14 protein-coding genes are annotated in these 14,529 nt (G+C 70.3%); 12 read left to right on the forward strand and 2 right to left on the reverse strand.

The window, feature by feature from the left end:
* The first annotated feature begins 90 nt into the window (after nt 1–90).
* From ACGF5O_RS19860 to ACGF5O_RS19875, 4 genes are all read left to right on the forward strand, one after another.
* The gene (locus ACGF5O_RS19860; RefSeq protein WP_393811166.1) at nt 91–666 is read left to right on the forward strand and encodes an FABP family protein; all 576 of its coding nucleotides are present in this window, start codon (nt 91–93) and stop codon (nt 664–666) included.
* A 34-nt stretch (nt 667–700) separates the two neighbouring features.
* Nucleotides 701–1,207 carry a Fur family transcriptional regulator gene (locus ACGF5O_RS19865; protein ID WP_393811167.1) on the forward strand — a complete coding sequence of 169 codons (507 nt, stop codon included), beginning with the start codon at nt 701–703 and terminating at the stop codon, nt 1,205–1,207.
* 10 nt (nt 1,208–1,217) lie between these two features.
* Nucleotides 1,218–2,183: a YgfZ/GcvT domain-containing protein gene (locus tag ACGF5O_RS19870; RefSeq protein WP_393811168.1), complete on the forward strand. Its 966-nt coding sequence runs from the start codon at nt 1,218–1,220 to the stop codon at nt 2,181–2,183.
* A gap of 154 nt (nt 2,184–2,337) precedes the next feature.
* Entirely contained in the window at nt 2,338–4,245 is a 1,908-nt protein-coding gene (locus tag ACGF5O_RS19875) for a helix-turn-helix domain-containing protein (RefSeq protein WP_393811169.1), read from the forward strand.
* Here ACGF5O_RS19875 and dtd read toward each other — a convergent pair.
* Nucleotides 4,223–4,648 (reverse strand): D-aminoacyl-tRNA deacylase, encoded by a 426-nt coding sequence (dtd, locus tag ACGF5O_RS19880; RefSeq protein ID WP_351498148.1) that lies wholly within the window; start codon nt 4,646–4,648, stop codon nt 4,223–4,225. The genes ACGF5O_RS19875 and dtd overlap by 23 nt on opposite strands.
* A 168-nt stretch (nt 4,649–4,816) precedes the next feature.
* Here dtd and ACGF5O_RS19885 point away from each other — a divergent pair, with 168 nt between their 5' ends.
* From ACGF5O_RS19885 to ACGF5O_RS19895, 3 genes are all read left to right on the forward strand, one after another.
* The gene (locus ACGF5O_RS19885; protein WP_393811170.1) at nt 4,817–5,410 is read left to right on the forward strand and encodes an aerial mycelium formation protein; all 594 of its coding nucleotides are present in this window, start codon (nt 4,817–4,819) and stop codon (nt 5,408–5,410) included.
* 115 nt (nt 5,411–5,525) lie between these two features.
* Complete coding sequence (locus tag ACGF5O_RS19890; RefSeq protein WP_393811171.1) at nt 5,526–6,770, forward strand: GNAT family N-acetyltransferase; 1,245 nt, start codon at nt 5,526–5,528, stop codon at nt 6,768–6,770.
* A gap of 369 nt (nt 6,771–7,139) precedes the next feature.
* Nucleotides 7,140–8,060 carry a winged helix-turn-helix domain-containing protein gene (locus ACGF5O_RS19895; RefSeq protein WP_393811172.1) on the forward strand — a complete coding sequence of 307 codons (921 nt, stop codon included), beginning with the start codon at nt 7,140–7,142 and terminating at the stop codon, nt 8,058–8,060.
* 51 nt (nt 8,061–8,111) lie between these two features.
* On the opposite strand, the gene ACGF5O_RS19900 is transcribed toward ACGF5O_RS19895, so the two are convergent.
* Nucleotides 8,112–8,303 (reverse strand): hypothetical protein, encoded by a 192-nt coding sequence (locus ACGF5O_RS19900; protein WP_351703347.1) that lies wholly within the window; start codon nt 8,301–8,303, stop codon nt 8,112–8,114.
* Nucleotides 8,304–8,447: 144 nt separating this feature from the next.
* Here ACGF5O_RS19900 and ACGF5O_RS19905 point away from each other — a divergent pair, with 144 nt between their 5' ends.
* From ACGF5O_RS19905 to ACGF5O_RS19925, 5 genes are all read left to right on the forward strand, one after another.
* Nucleotides 8,448–9,317, forward strand: coding sequence for a FadR/GntR family transcriptional regulator (locus ACGF5O_RS19905; RefSeq protein ID WP_393811173.1), 870 nt, complete (start codon nt 8,448–8,450; stop codon nt 9,315–9,317).
* Between the two features lie 29 nt (nt 9,318–9,346).
* A complete protein-coding gene (locus tag ACGF5O_RS19910; protein ID WP_393811174.1) occupies nt 9,347–10,060 on the forward strand; it encodes an HAD family hydrolase in 714 nt (237 codons plus the stop codon).
* A gap of 329 nt (nt 10,061–10,389) precedes the next feature.
* Complete coding sequence (locus tag ACGF5O_RS19915) at nt 10,390–11,262, forward strand: GntR family transcriptional regulator (protein ID WP_393811175.1); 873 nt, start codon at nt 10,390–10,392, stop codon at nt 11,260–11,262.
* A 346-nt stretch (nt 11,263–11,608) separates the two neighbouring features.
* Nucleotides 11,609–13,729, forward strand: a complete 2,121-nt coding sequence (locus ACGF5O_RS19920) for an aminoglycoside phosphotransferase family protein (protein ID WP_393811176.1) — start codon at nt 11,609–11,611, stop codon at nt 13,727–13,729.
* 157 nt (nt 13,730–13,886) lie between these two features.
* Nucleotides 13,887–14,504, forward strand: coding sequence for a TetR/AcrR family transcriptional regulator (locus tag ACGF5O_RS19925; protein WP_393811177.1), 618 nt, complete (start codon nt 13,887–13,889; stop codon nt 14,502–14,504).
* Nucleotides 14,505–14,529: the final 25 nt, after the last annotated feature.

A 14,529-nucleotide genomic window follows, 5' to 3' on the forward strand; every position in this document is an offset into this window, starting at 1 on the left:
CGCCTTCGCCTGGCTGACCGTGAAGAAGCTGTACCAGGGCCAGCGCTGAACCGAGTCCGAGCCCGAGCCCGAGTCTAGGAACCACCACTCATGATCGAGATTCCGTCCGACCTGCACAAGGACCTGGTCCCGCTGGCCTTCCTGCTCGGCAACTGGGCCGGCGCGGGCGTCCACGACTTCCCGGGTTCGGAGAAGTGCAACTTCGGCCAGGAGGTCACCTTCAGCCACGACGGACGGGACTTCCTGGAGTACCACTCCCACACCTGGGTGCTGGACCACGACGGGAACAAGGTCCGCCCGCTGGAGTCGGAGTCCGGCTTCTGGCGCATCGACGCCCACCGCAAGGTCGAGGTCACGATGGTCCGCGACGACGGTGTGATCGAGATCTGGTACGGCGAGATGGCCGACCAGAAGCCGCAGATCGACCTGGTCACGGACGCCGTGGCCCGGACGGCCGCCTCCGCCCCGTACACCGGTGGCAAGCGGCTCTACGGCTACGTCAAGAGCGACCTGATGTGGGTCGGCGAGAAGCAGACCCCCGAGGTCGAGCTGCGCCCCTACATGTCGGCGCACCTGAAGAAGGTCGTCACCCCGGAGGACGTCGAGCGCTGGGCCAAGGCCCTCCCCGACGACATGCCGGACGACGGCATCGCGTTCTTCAAGTAGTTCTGGAATTCGGAAGTAGTTCTAGACTTTCGGTGTGGTGAGCACCGACTGGAAGAGCGACCTCAGGCAGCGCGGCTACCGGCTGACGCCGCAGCGGCAACTCGTGCTCGAAGCCGTGGACACCCTCGAGCACGCGACCCCCGACGACATCCTCGGTGAGGTGAGGAAGACCGCGTCGGGGGTCAACATCTCGACGGTCTACCGGACCCTGGAGCTCCTGGAGGAGCTCGGGCTGGTCAGCCATGCCCATCTCGGGCACGGTGCGCCGACGTACCACCTCGCCGACCGGCACCACCACATCCACCTGGTCTGCCGCGACTGCGAGAACGTGATCGAGGCGGACGTGGCGGTGGCGGCGGAGTTCACCGCCAAGCTGCGGCGCGACTTCGGCTTCGAGACGGACATGAAACACTTCGCGATCTTCGGGCGCTGCAAGGACTGCACGCTGAAGAGAGCCAAGGGGGCGTCCGCCACGTCCGCGTCCGCCTCTGCGTCCGCGTCAGCGTCTGCGTCCGTCCAGACTTCAATTACCGAGTCGTAGGCTTATGCATATGAAGAGCCCTCTGCTGTCCCTGCCCGGCGCCGTCCCCGGCGAGGGCGTGGACGAAGGTGTCGCCGCGCACTACGGCGACCTGTTCCGCGAGCAGCGCGCCCTCGCCGACGGCGCCGGTTTCGTCGACCTCTCGCACCGCGGGGTCGTGGCCGTCACCGGCGAGGACCGGCTGAGCTGGCTGCACCTGCTCCTCACCCAGCACGTCAGCGAGCTGCCCGTCGGCGAGGCCACCGAGGCGCTGGTCCTCTCCGCGCACGGCCACATCGAGCACGCGCTGTACCTGGTCGACGACGGCACGGCCGTCTGGGCCCACGTCGAGCCCGGCACCCAGGAGGCGCTGATCGCCTACCTGGAGTCGATGAAGTTCTTCTACCGGGTGGAGGTCGCCGACCGCACCGACGACTTCGCGGTCGTCCACCTGCCCGCCGGCTCGATCGCCGAGGCACCGGAGGACGCCGTCGTCCGCGAGACGGCGTACGGCCGGGATCTCTTCCTGCCCCGCGCCGGCCTGGAGGCGTACGCCGAGAAGGCGGGCCCGGCCGCCGGGCTGCTCGCCTACGAGGCGCTGCGCGTCGAGCACCACCGGCCCCGGCTCGGTTTCGAGACCGACCACCGGACCATCCCGCACGAGCTGGGCTGGATCGGCACCGCCGTCCACCTCCAGAAGGGCTGCTACCGCGGCCAGGAGACCGTGGCCCGGGTGCAGAACCTCGGCAAGCCGCCGCGCCGCCTGGTCTTCCTCCACCTGGACGGCAGCGACGTCCACCTGCCGCCGCACGGCACCGAGATCCGGGTGGCCGACGAGGGCGAGGACGGCCGGAAGATCGGCGTCGTGACGACGTCGGTGCGCCACTTCGAACTGGGGCCGGTGGCCCTGGCGTTGGTCAAGCGCAACGTCCCGGCGGACGCCCGGCTGGTCGCGGGGGAGACGGCCGCGGCACAGGAAGTGATCGTCGAGCCGTAGCTCCGCCGCGCGTTCTTCCCCCACAAGCTGTGGATCTCCGGAACCACGCTGCGGGACATGCCGTTGCCAGTTCATAATTGGCAACGGGCGGCGACCACTTGGACACGGTGTGCACGTGTTCGACCCGATGCGCGCGTGCCCCGGGGGAGGCGCGGTGACACCGCAGGAGGAGTTCGCCGAGGCGCTGCGCGTCCGCCGGGAGGCCGCGGACCTCTCCCTCGCCGAGCTGGCCCGCCGGGTCCACTACAGCAAGAGCTACCTCAGCCGGGTGGAGAACGGCCTGCGGCCCCCGGGCCGGCTGCTGGCCGAGCGCTGCGACGCCGCCCTGCGGGCCGACGGCGCCCTGCTCGCCCTGCTGCCGCCCGGCTCCGAGCAGCACGAGAGACAGGCCGAGAGCCCGGACGAAAGCCGGGGCGGGAGGCAGGGCGGGGGACAGGACGCGGCCGGCACCCGGTCCGTCCGCGGGACGCGGCGCCGCCCGGACCCCGACCCGGCGCTCGCCCGGGCCGCCCGGCCGAGCGGCTACGGCGCCGCGTTCGACCAGCACATCCGGCGCGGCGACACCCGCCACCTCCTCGGCGAGATGTACGAGGCCGACCGGCACTACCAGGCCGCCTACGAGGCCGCCGGCGGCGACGAACTGGCCCGCGCCCACGCCGTCGTCCGCAGCGCCCGCCGCTGGTCGGACCCCGGACAGGTCGACCGCGACCTGCTCTTCCGCATCGACGCCTGCCTGGCCGCGCTGGCCGGCCGGGAGGACACCCGGGCGGTGGAGCTGCGGCTCCAGCTCACCGCCCACCGGGCCAAGAAGCTCGCCATGTCCATCGGCGACGACACCGCGGTCACCGGCGCCGAACCCCGCACCGGCGCCCGGCTGGCCCGCCAGACGCTGGCGGAGCTGCGCGAGCGCGGTCGCCGGACCCCCGGTGCCGAGGGCGAAGGCGTGAGCGACGAGGCCCGCTCCGAGGTCCTGACCGAGACCCGCTGGGCCCTGTACGACTTCGAGCCCGCCCGCAGCCTGCTCGCCCTCTCCACCGAACTCCGCGACCTCGCCGTCCGGTCCCGGTCCGCCCACTTCCAGGGCGAGGCCCTGGTCGCCCTCGCCATCGACCAGCTGCGCACCGGCCGGGTGCCCGCCGCCGAGGCGACCCTCAGCCGCCACCGCGAGTTCGCGGCCCGGCACCGCAGCCGGCTCGCCCACTGGCAACAGGGCACGCTGGACGCCCTGATGAGCCTGTGGCGCGGGGAGTTCGCCGCCGCCGAGGGGTGGATCCTCGGGGAGTCGGGGAAGGTCGCGGCGGCGATGGAGTCGGGGCTCGCCATGCCCGCGGACACCCTCAGCCAGACCGTCCTCGGCCAGGAGTTCTGGCTGCGCTACGAACAGGGCCGCCTGGCCGAGCTGTTCGCCTCCCCCCGGATGGCCGGCGTCCAGCGCCGCGGCTACTTCCCGGTGTGGCGGGCGGGCCTCGCCCTGGCGCTGTGCGAGACCGGCCGGCACGAACAGGCCGTGGACCAGCTCCGGGCGTTCGCCGCCGACGCCGACGGCTTCACCCGGTTCCCGCCGAGCGGCTGGGCGCTGCCCACCGCGGCGACCCTCGCCCTGGTCTGCGCCGCCCTGGCCGAGCACACGAACGATACGAACCATGCGAACCACATGAACCACATGAACCACACGAACCGCAGCGCCGAGCTGTCGGCGTACGTCCCGCCGCTGCGCGCCATCCTCGACGCGCACGGCGACGAACTGGTCCTGGCCGGCTGGCCCACCGTCCTGCTGGGTCCCGCCGCCCGCTTCAGCGCCCTGCTCGCGCTCGTCGCCGGCGAACCGGAGACCGCGCTCGGGCACCTCGCCCGCGCCGTACGGCAGGCGCAGCGCTACCCGGCGCAGATGGCCCGGCTTCGCCTTGACGAGGCCCGCGCCCGGCTCCGTACCCGCTCGCCCGCCGCCCGGGCCACCGCCCAGACCCTGGCCCGGACCGCGCTCGGCACGGCGGAGGAACTCGGCATGGCGGCGCTGGCCCGGGACTGCCGGGCGCTGCTCACATCTCCAGCAGCACGGTGAACGGGCCGTCGTTGGTCAGCGACACCCGCATCTGCGCCCCGAACCGCCCGGTCGCCACGGTCGCCCCCAGCGCCCGCAGTTGCGCGACCACCTCGTCCACCAGCGGTTCCGCCACCTCGCCGGGCGCCGCCGCGTTCCACGTCGGCCGCCGTCCCTTGCGGGCGTCGCCGTACAGCGTGAACTGACTGATCACGAGCAGCGGCGCGTCGACGTCACTGCACGACCGCTCGTCCGCCAGCATGCGGATCGACCAGAGTTTCCGGGCGAGTTGGGCCGCCTTCTCCTTGGTGTCCTCGTGGGTCACCCCGACGAGCACGCACAGGCCCTCGCCCTCGATCGCGCCCACCGTCTCGCCGTCCACGACGACGCTCGCGCCGTCCACCCGCTGTACCACCGCTCGCATGCGCACCATCATGCCCGGTGCCCGCATGCCTCCCACAGCGGCCCGTCAGCGGCCCATTATTGATCCTTAACGTCCCAACTAGGGCCGTTCGGGGGCACTCGGTCACATTGCGGCCACTTGGGGTGGCACCATGCTTCCACACGCCGGTCGAGGGGACGGTTGAGACGTATGAGCACACCGAGCACCGGGCGACTGAAGACGCAGGGCACGCAGAGCGTGCAGAGCCTGCCCCGGCCGCCCGCACAGCGCGGGGAGGACATCCCGCTGCCCGCGGAGCCGCCGGAGCACGACCTGGCCCGCCTGAGCCTGCCCGAACTGCGGGTCCTGCGCCGGGACGCGCAGCGCGACGAGGCCGACCTGAGCTACGTACGACGGCTGCTCCAGGGCCGTATCGACATCCTGCGCGCGGAACTGGCCCGCCGCTCCCCGGCGGGCGCCGCCGCCGTCGTGGACCGCCTCCCGGAGATCCTCACGGACGCCCCGGCCCGCCACCGCTCCTCGGCCCGCCACGTCACGCTGGGCACCCCGCACAACGAGGAGTACGGCAGGCTGGCGGCCGACATGCTGGCCGAGGTCGAACTCTCCGACCTCCAGGCCCGCACGGACCCGGAACTGACGGCGGCGATGGGCCGCCTGGTCCGCTACGAACAGGAGGTCTCACGGCGCCGCCAACGCCTACAGCGCACGGCCGACGACTCCAGCGGCGAGATCACCCGCAGGTACCGAGAGGGCGAAGCCCAGGTCGACGACCTACTGACGTGAGCGGCAGCGCCCCTGTCTTTGCTTTTAGGGGCGCGGGGAACTGCGCGACAAGCCCCCACCCACCCGCACCCGAAAATGAATCGGCACCACGGAACCAAACACATACCGTGCTGTCATGACTGACGCCGTCGAAGTCCGCCCCATAACCGAACCCGACCTCGCCGACTGGAACCGCGCCCTGTCCACCGGCTTCCTCCAGCGCCCCACCCTCTCACCCGACCAACTCGCCGCCCGCCGAAGGCAATTCGTGCCGGGCAGACTTCTCGGCGCCTTCGACGGCCCCCGCTGCGTCGCGACGTTCCGCTCCTTCGACCAGGAGCTGACCGCGGTCGGCGGTGCGATCCTCCCCGCGGACGCCATCTCCAACGTCACGGTCACCGCCACCCACCGCCGCCGCGGCCTGCTCACCCGCATGATGAGCCAGGACCTGGCCGCGGCGAAGGAGCGGGGAGACGTGGTCGCGACCCTGATCGCCGCCGAGTACCGGATCTACGGCCGCTACGGCTTCGGCCCGGCGACCACGCTGACGGAGTGGACGGTCGAGGTCCCGCGGACCGGCCTGGACCCGCGCTGGGCGCGCCCCGAGGACGGCGCCCGTATCGACCTCGTCGACGGCGAGGACATCCGCAAGGTCGGCCCCGACCTGCACGAACGCATCCGCCGCAGCACGCCGGGCGCGGTCAGCCGCAGCGACCTGTGGTGGCAGTTGCGCACCGGCGCGGTCCGCTTCGAGGAGGAGTGGAAGGAGCCCTACTTCGCGGTGTACCGCTCGGCGGCCGGCGAGGTGGAGGGCATCGCGTCCTACGAGTCGGACGACAACTGGCAGGGCAAGCAGCCGTACAACACCGCCGAGGTGCACTGGCTGCTCGGCGCGACCCCGGCGGCCGAGCGCGCGCTGTGGCACTACCTGTGCTCGATCGACTGGATCACCAGGGTGAAGAGCGGCTGGCGGTCGCCGGACGACCTGCTGCCGCACTACCTGCCCGACCCGCGCGCCGCACGGGTCAGCAACCAGGCGGACTGGCTGTGGGTGCGGATCCTGGACGTCGTACGGGCCCTGGAGGCGCGGACGTACGACAGGGCGGGCTCTCTGGTCCTCGAGGTGGTGGACCGGCAGGGGCTGGCCGGCGGCCGGTTCCGGCTGGACGCCTCCCCCGATGGGGCGTCCTGCACCCCGACCACCGACACCCCCGACCTCGCCCTCGACATCGCCGAGCTGGCGAGCGTCTGGCTCGGTGACCAGTCCGTGGCGCGGTTGCACGCGCTCGGGCGGGTCCAGGAAGAGCGAATGGGCGCCGCCCGGGAGGCCGACGCCCTGTTGCGCGCGTCCGGGCGTCCTTGGTGCCCGGACATCTTCTGAGGTGCTCCTTCCTCCCGGGGGCGGTGCCTGAATCACCTGTGTTCACTTGTGACTGTGCTGAGCCGTGCTGTTCTGTGCTGCTCATCCGTAGCGAGCTGTGAAGTTGTGGCTGTGCGGGTCTGCCTGTGTTCGGTTGTCGGTGTTCAGTTGTGACTGTGCCGGTGGTGCTGGCCGCGCGCCCCGACGGCCGGCCCAGGTGGACCGGGCTCCCGGCTCCCCTCCGGAAGGGAACCCGGCTGGCCAACCGCCGAGGAAGTATGACCATGTCGCTGGAGTTGGTGACCAACTCCATAGTACTTATCTCCACTTGGATGCGACTCATAACCACCTTCCCGTGAACTGCCGAAAGATGGCGGGAAGTTGTACTGTTTGTCCGTGGACCCGGAACACGCCTCCGTCAATGGACGGAAGAGGTCACAGCGGCCTCAGGCGTCACACCGCGAGGTGGCCGACGAACTGCGCACCCGGATCAGGTCCGGGGAGCTGCGGCCCGGTCAGCGCATGCCCACACAGGCCAAACTGGCCGACGAGTTCGGCGTCGAGCGCGGGGCGGTGCGGCAGGCGCTGCGCATCCTGCAGTCGGAGCACCTGCTCACCAACGTGTCGAAGGGCGCTCCGGCGACGGTGGCGCCGGGTCCGGGCCCGCTGCGGCTCGCCGTGGGCTCGGCGCCGCCGCCGCAGCCGACCATGGTGGCCCTCACCCCGCGTATAGAGGCGGCCTTCGCGGCCTCGCACGTGCGGATCGACGCGCTCTGCCTGACCTCGGTCTCGCTCAACCTCGCGCTCGGCGGACCGCTGCGGCTCATCCACGCGGGGCGGCTGGAACCGGCCAAGATCGACGTCCGGGTGCTGCTGCCGAGCCGGGACATCGACCTCGCGTTCCCGACCGCGGTGGCGGCCGACGCCTCGGCCGAGGGCGCGGTCCACGACCGCTGGCTGGCCCAGCGCAACGCGCAGGGCCAGGTGCTGCGGCACAACCTGCTGGCGCTGCGCGCCACGCACGGCGTCGACGTGCACGTCACCTTCCGGGCGCTGCCCTTCACCCCGCCGGTCAAGCTGTACCTGCTCAACGGGGCGGAGGCGCTGTTCGCGTACTACACGCTGGGGCGCCACGAGCGGGAGATCGACCACGAGCACCTGCAGACGTACGACGCCGAGGGCACGCGGTCGATGCTCTTCGCCTTCGAACAGGGCGCGGGGCTGCGGGACACCATGTTCGTGGACCAGTCCACGCGATGGTTCGACGCCCTGTGGGAGACGATCAGTTCGGAGCTGCACCTGACGTCCTAGGCAGCCCCTCGGTTCCTGAAGCGGTTGCTGAAGTGGTTCCTGAAGCGATTCCTACAGCGCGGGCCCGGCGAGCATCAGCGCGAGCAGGACCGCGCCGGCGGAGCTGAACGCCGGACTCTTGGCCTTGATGCCCACGGTGAGCAACAGCAGGCCGATAATGCCAGTGGCACCGTACTTCGACTGGACGATCTGCTCGAAGCCGACGACGAAGGCGGCGGAGAGGAGAGCGAGGGCGGCAGGCATGGTGGTTCCCCCATCAGTCAGGAAGCAAGGCTTCCGCCAACTCAACCAAGTTGGTGACCAACTCTGATTAAGTTGTCCCCAGTTGGCTACTAGTTATAAACAACCTTCAAACAACTCCCGCCAGATGGATCAAAGTTGTAGCGTTTGGTCGTGACTCAGGAGAACGTGGCAGTGAACGCCGGCAGCACACCTCAGGAGATCGCCGACACCCTGCGGCAGCGCATCCGCTCGGGCGACCTCAAGGCCGGCGACCGCCTGCCCACCCAGGCCGAACTGGCCGAGGCGTTCGGCGTGGAGCGGGGGACCGTGCGCCAGGCCGTGCGGGCGCTCCAGGACGACGGCTACCTGGTCGACGTCGGCAAGGGCAGCCCGCCGCGCATCGCCGAGCCGCGGCCCGCGGGGCTGGACGAGCCCCAGCGGACGATGGTCGGCCTCGGTCCCCGCATGACGGAGGCGTTCGCCGCCTCGCACGTCCGGATCGACGCCGCCTGCCTGACCGCGCAGAGCCTGCTGCCGGCGCTCGCCGAGCCCCTGCGCATGATCCACGAGGGCCGGATCCGCCCGGAGCGCATCGACGTCCGCGTCCTGCTCCCCAGCCGGGACATCGCCCTCGCCTTCCCGACGGCGGTCGACGGCGACGACGACACGGTCCACAACCGCTGGCTCGCCATGCGCAACGCCCAGGGCCAGGTCCTCCAGTACAACCTCCAGGGCCTGCGCTCCACCCACAAGATCGACGTGAACGTCACCTTCCGGGCCCTGCCGTTCACCCCGCCGATCAAGTTGTACCTGCTCAACGGCGCGGAGGCGCTGTTCGCGTACTACACGGTCACCCGCCGCGAGGAGCAGACGGAGGACGGCCTGCTCGACATGTACGACGCCGTCGGGTCGGAGTCCCTCCTCTTCTCCTTCGAGAAGAGAACCGGCCAACGGGACGGCGCGTTCGTGGAGCAATCGCAGAAGTGGTTCAACGCCCTCTGGGAAACCATCACGACGGACCTGACACTCTCTTAGTGACTTCTGATACGACGCAGACTGAACTGGTGGCAGCCAAGAGCAAGGACACGACCGAAGAGATCGCCGAACTGGTCAGAAGTGCCCGTGTCGTCCTCTGGGACTTCGACGGGCCGATCTGCCGGCTGTTCGCGGGGCACTCGGCGGCGGGCGTGGCCGGCGGACTGGTCGACTGGCTGGCCGTGCGGGGCCTGCACGGCCTGGTCACGGACACCGAGCGGGACTCCCTCGACCCGCACCTGGTACTGCGCGCCGTGGACCGCCGGCACCCCGGCAGCGACCTGGTCACGGAGCTGGAGGAACGTCTCACCAAGGAGGAGCTGCGGGCCACGGCGACGGCGATGCCCACGGCGTTCGCGGACATCCTCATCCAGACCTGGCGAGCGCGGGGCGCCCGCATGGCGATCACCACCAACAACTCCCCCCGGGTGGTCCGCGCCTACCTCGACGACCGCGCCCTGACCCCCTGCTTCGCCCCGCACATCTACGGCCGCACCCAGGACCTGCACCGCCTCAAGCCCGACCCGCACTGCCTCAACCGCGCCCTCAACGCGATGGGCGCCGCCCCCGGCGCGGCCCTGATGATCGGCGACTCACCCACCGACTTCCAGGCGTCCCGGACGGCCGGGGTCCCGTTTCTCGGCTACGCGCGTAACGCACGGAAAGCCAAGCTGCTGACCGAGGCCGGCGCGGAGTACGTGGTGGGGTCCTTGTGGCCGCTGCTGGAGATACTGCGGCACTAGGCAGCGCCCGGCGGTTCCGGCGGGTGCCGGGCGGCCGGGGGCCTGCGCGCCCACGGCGCCAGGCCGTCAGGACGCCGACCGCACCCGATACGGAGACGGCCAGTTGCAGCAGGTCGTCGATCCGTACCGTGACCCCGAGTACCCGTAACTCCATGGCGCCCGCCCCCTGCAAGCTCTGGTCGACCGTGCGGCATCCGGGTCCACCTGCCTGGTTGCCGGTCAATATCAGGCATGCCCGGGCAGGTTGATCCGTTAACCGGCGGGTTCGCCCCGGCTTCCTGCCTGACGGATCGTGTTTGCGAGGGAACCCGGAGAGGAACGCTCGCTGTATGGCGGCCAGGCAGGCACGTGACGGCGGTGGCAAGGCGTTCCGGCAGGTCTCGGAGGCGCTGCGGACCCGGATGCTGGACGGGACGTACCAGCTGGGTGCCGAACTGCCCGCGCAGGGCAGGCTCGCCAAGGAGTTCGGGGTGTCCCGCGACACCGTCCAGCGGGTGGTGCGCGAACTGGGCAACGAGGGGTGGATCGAGTCCCGCCAGGGCAGCCCGGCGCGGGTCGTCAAGGCCCAGCGCGTGCAGTCCACGGCGGCCCAGGCCACCAGGTCACGGCAGGCGATGACGTTGCAGCCGCTGATAAGCGAGGCGTTCGAGCAGCACGAAGTCACCCTGGACGTCTTCACGTTGACCTCGGAGTCACTCGACACCCACATCCGGCTCCAGGCCGAGCGGATCCGGGCCGGTGCCATCGCTCCCGGCAGCATCGTCATCCGGCTGCTGCTGCCTGACCCCCAGCTCGACCTGCCGTATCCCGTGGTCAGGCAGGACAAGGACGATCCGCGCCTGCGGGAGCGGCTGCGCGCCATCACCGACCGGCACACGGAGTCGCTGCGCACCGCGCTGCGGGACCTGCAGGCGGAGCGGTTGGTGCCGTCCGTCGACGTCCAGGTCAGGCATGTGTGGCTGACTCCGGCCTTCAAGCTCTACGTCATCAACAGGACAGAGGTGCTGCACGGCCTCTACGACGTCATCAGACGGCCCATCATCCTGGACACGGGCGAGGAGATAGACGCGCTCGACGTGCTGGGACTGGGCGCGATGCTGACGCACCACGTGGAGGACGCCGACCCGGAGTCGCCGGGATCGCTCTTCGTGCTGAAGATGCGGTCCTGGTTCGAGTCGGTTTGGAACCTGCTCGCCGAGTAGCGCTTCTGCCAACTCTTGGACGGACCAAGGTGGCGGCAACCGCGGTGCGCTAGCATGCCCGCATTATCTGAGCAACAGCTCCGGTTCCTACGTATGAGATGGTCAAGCAAGCCGATCTCAGAACGACCTGACGCAGCGGGGCACCAAACCCACCCGTTGTGGCTACTCGATTGCGCCTCTGGTCGTGCGGACAGTCCGCCGCGTTTACCGTTTGCCGTACTTTCCAGCCAGCGCTAGCAATCCGGAGCGGCCAGTGGGCGCATCTTCTGTTCCCTCTATGTCCTCTGGGGAACGCGCCAAACCAGGCGCAGGTCATGCGCTTTACCAGCAGATCAGGCGCCATGCCATGGACCACGGCAAGGCGCACAGCGGGTACCACAACAAGAACTACGTCCTGCCGTTGACCGGCCCCATGGCGCTGCTGCTGCGCCGTGAGCCCGGCATGTCGGCGACGGTACGCATCCGGCGTGCCGATGCCCTGCCGGTGGTGATCAGGACCTGGCAGAACGAGGCGGAGATCCTCAGGGCCGTCAGGGCCGCGTTGCCGCATGTACCGGAATGCCTCTTCGAGGGAGACGGATACGCCGTCCACAGCTATGTGGAAGGGGTGCCGCTGTCCAGCGTCTGCGGCAACGGCAAACCCGTCGACATCCTGATCATCGAGGAAATCGCGCGACTCCTCGCGCAGATGACCCAGGTGCGCCGGGCCGCGCTGCCGGCCCTGCCGGCCTCCTGGCCCAGCAACGGTCAGGACAGCCAGGGCTTTCTCCAGACGCTGGCGCACTGTGCGGACCGGCAGATCCGACGTGCCAACCTGCCCGCCTTCGGCGGACTGTTCGCGGCGCTGGGCATCCCGGAGGACGCACTCATCCGATTCGCGGAGCGGGTGCCGGGGATGGCCCGACGGCCGTACAGCCTGCTCCACGCGGACCTGCACCGGGACAACCTGATCGTCACCTACGGCGGTCATCCGTCGCTCATCTGCGTCGACTGGGAACTCGCCACCTACGGCGACCCTCTCCACGACCTGGCGACCCACCTGGTGCGCATGCAGTACCCGGGCGATCAGTGGTCCGAGGTGATCGAGGCCTGGGTCCGGGCCATGGAATGGGCTCGGCCCGCAGCCGTCATCGGCGTGGGCAAGGACCTGCGCCACTACGTCGCCTTCGAGCAGGCGCAGTCCGTCTATCCCGACGTGATGCGGGCCGCGACGTCCCTCGACGAAACGTTCGACCAGAAGGGCCTCGACGAGGCCACGTCGGCGGTGCGCCGCGCCCTGGAGGCGGCCCAGGATCCCCTGCGGCTGCGGCACCTGCCCGACGAAGCCGAGATCGAGCGTGTTCTGTTCCGGTGGCGGATTTCCCGGGGGGAGGCACGTAAGGGGCTTTTCTCCAGGTTCGGCACCGCACCCTGGACACCGGACAGACGTGTTCCGGAGCGCCCGGACTTCTCTTATCTGGCGGTGCACGGAGCACTTCATGCCGAGGGAGCGGCCCCGGCCGGTCGGGTGTTCAAGGGGACGGCTCACCTGAATTCCGTGGTGCGGGTTCCCGGTATCGAATTTCCTGTCGTGGTGCGGCGCAAGGTGGAAAAGGTGTTCCGCCGCGAACGCAGCTTTCTCAGTGAGCATGCCGTGCTCATGGCGATCGAGGATTCGGGTGTTTCGGTGGCGGCCCCGAAACTCCTGGCTCTCGGTGAGAGCTACCCGGGGAAGTACCGCAAAGACCTCTTTGCCATTCACACCTACGAAGGACCGCTCGACATCGACCGGCCCCCGAACCATCCGGTGCACGGCCTGCTGCCGCACGAAGCGGACCGGCTCGTCGACCAGCTCAGCGCGCTGAAAGGCGTCGACTACACCCGGCTTGACCCGGCCGCCGGGGAAGCGGGCTACAACTTCTACGGCTATCTGAGCGAACAGCTCGTCCTGCTGGTCGAGAACCTGCCCAAGGAGTCCCAGCAACTCGCCAGGCAACTCGGCCTGCCGGATGCCGGACGGCTGCGGCAGATACTGGCCAGGCACCAGGTGACCGATCGCAGGCCGATCCTCCTGCACGGTGACCTGAACCCCTGGAACCTGGTGCGCCGGGACGACGCCATGGCGCTGACCATCATCGACTGGGAGATGGCGGTCGTCGGCGACCCCCTGTACGACCTGGTCCGGCACATGCACCTCACCCCGACCCGGCCGGAGATCCGGGACCGGATGTTCCGCCGCTGGGAGCGCCTGCTGCCGCCCGCCTACACCCGTGCCTGGCAGCAGGACTGGCGGGTCTACCGGTGGATCGAGATCGTCCGCTCCGCCTACGTGGACCTGGACCGGCTGGTCACCGGCGCGAGCCTGGACGCCCCCAACGTCCGCCGGGCCGTGGACTCCTACGCCATGACGCTGGCGGCGGCGATCGCCTCCCTGGGCCTGCCGGCCCGGGCGACCGCCAACCCCCATCTTGCTCGTGCCCTGGCCTAGAGAGAACATGAGCGCCCCGAATACCCGTTTGCCCACGGGTCCGCGGGGCCGGCGGGGCAGCGCTGCCAAGCACTTCGACGATCTGTGGAACCTCGCGAAGCTCCCGCGGTGGCGGCAGGTCCCGTCGGCCTGAGCCGCGCTGCGTAGGCTCGGGCGCATGGGTGACATGGGCCTGCGTGAGCGCAAGAGGCGGCGGATGTACGAGGACGTGTCGGACGTCGCCGTACGGCTGTTCCTGGCGAAGGGGTTCGACGCGGTGTCGGTCGCCGAGGTGGCCGCCGCGGCCGGGATCTCCAAGCCGACGCTGTTCCGGTACTTCCCGGCCAAGGAGGACCTGGTCCTGCACCGGATCGCCGACCACGAGACGGAGGCGGCGCGGCTGGTCGCGGGGGCCACGGGCGCATCCGGCGCGGAGTCCCCGGTCGGCGTGCTGCGCGCCCGCTTCCTCTCCGGGCTCGCCCACAACGACCCGATCACCGGACTCAACGACCACCCCCAGGTGCTCGCCTTCCACACCCTGCTCAACAGCACCCCCACCCTGGTCGCCCGCCAGTACGCCTACCTGGAGCGTTCGGAGGCCGCGCTCGCCGAGGCCCTCGGCGGCACCCTGGAGGCCAGGCTGGCGGCCGGCCAGATCATCGCCGTACAGCGGATCCTCGCGCAGGACAACTGGCGGCGGATCGCGGCGGGGGAACGGGTCGAGGACGTGCGGGAGGACGCGGTGCGGGCGGCGGAGGAGGCGTTCGGGCGGCTGGAGCGGACTCTGGCCGTTTGAGCTGCGGTAAAAAATTTAACCGGGT

It is taken from the genome of Streptomyces sp. NPDC048291 (assembly GCF_043201715.1).
Taxonomy (GTDB): domain Bacteria; phylum Actinomycetota; class Actinomycetes; order Streptomycetales; family Streptomycetaceae; genus Streptomyces.

Excerpts from the sequence above, each read along its gene's own strand:
- ACGF5O_RS19860 (WP_393811166.1), top strand. The coding sequence starts at position 91 with ATGATCGAGATTCCGTCCGACCTGCACAAGGACCTGGTCCCGCTGGCC.
- ACGF5O_RS19870 (WP_393811168.1), top strand. The coding sequence starts at position 1,218 with ATGAAGAGCCCTCTGCTGTCCCTGCCCGGCGCCGTCCCCGGCGAGGGC.
- dtd (WP_351498148.1), bottom strand. The coding sequence starts at position 4,648 with ATGCGAGCGGTGGTACAGCGGGTGGACGGCGCGAGCGTCGTCGTGGAC.
- ACGF5O_RS19885 (WP_393811170.1), top strand. The coding sequence starts at position 4,817 with ATGAGCACACCGAGCACCGGGCGACTGAAGACGCAGGGCACGCAGAGC.
- ACGF5O_RS19890 (WP_393811171.1), top strand. The coding sequence starts at position 5,526 with ATGACTGACGCCGTCGAAGTCCGCCCCATAACCGAACCCGACCTCGCC.
- ACGF5O_RS19900 (WP_351703347.1), bottom strand. The coding sequence starts at position 8,303 with ATGCCTGCCGCCCTCGCTCTCCTCTCCGCCGCCTTCGTCGTCGGCTTC.
- ACGF5O_RS19915 (WP_393811175.1), top strand. The coding sequence starts at position 10,390 with ATGGCGGCCAGGCAGGCACGTGACGGCGGTGGCAAGGCGTTCCGGCAG.
- ACGF5O_RS19920 (WP_393811176.1), top strand. The coding sequence starts at position 11,609 with ATGGACCACGGCAAGGCGCACAGCGGGTACCACAACAAGAACTACGTC.
- ACGF5O_RS19925 (WP_393811177.1), top strand. The coding sequence starts at position 13,887 with ATGGGTGACATGGGCCTGCGTGAGCGCAAGAGGCGGCGGATGTACGAG.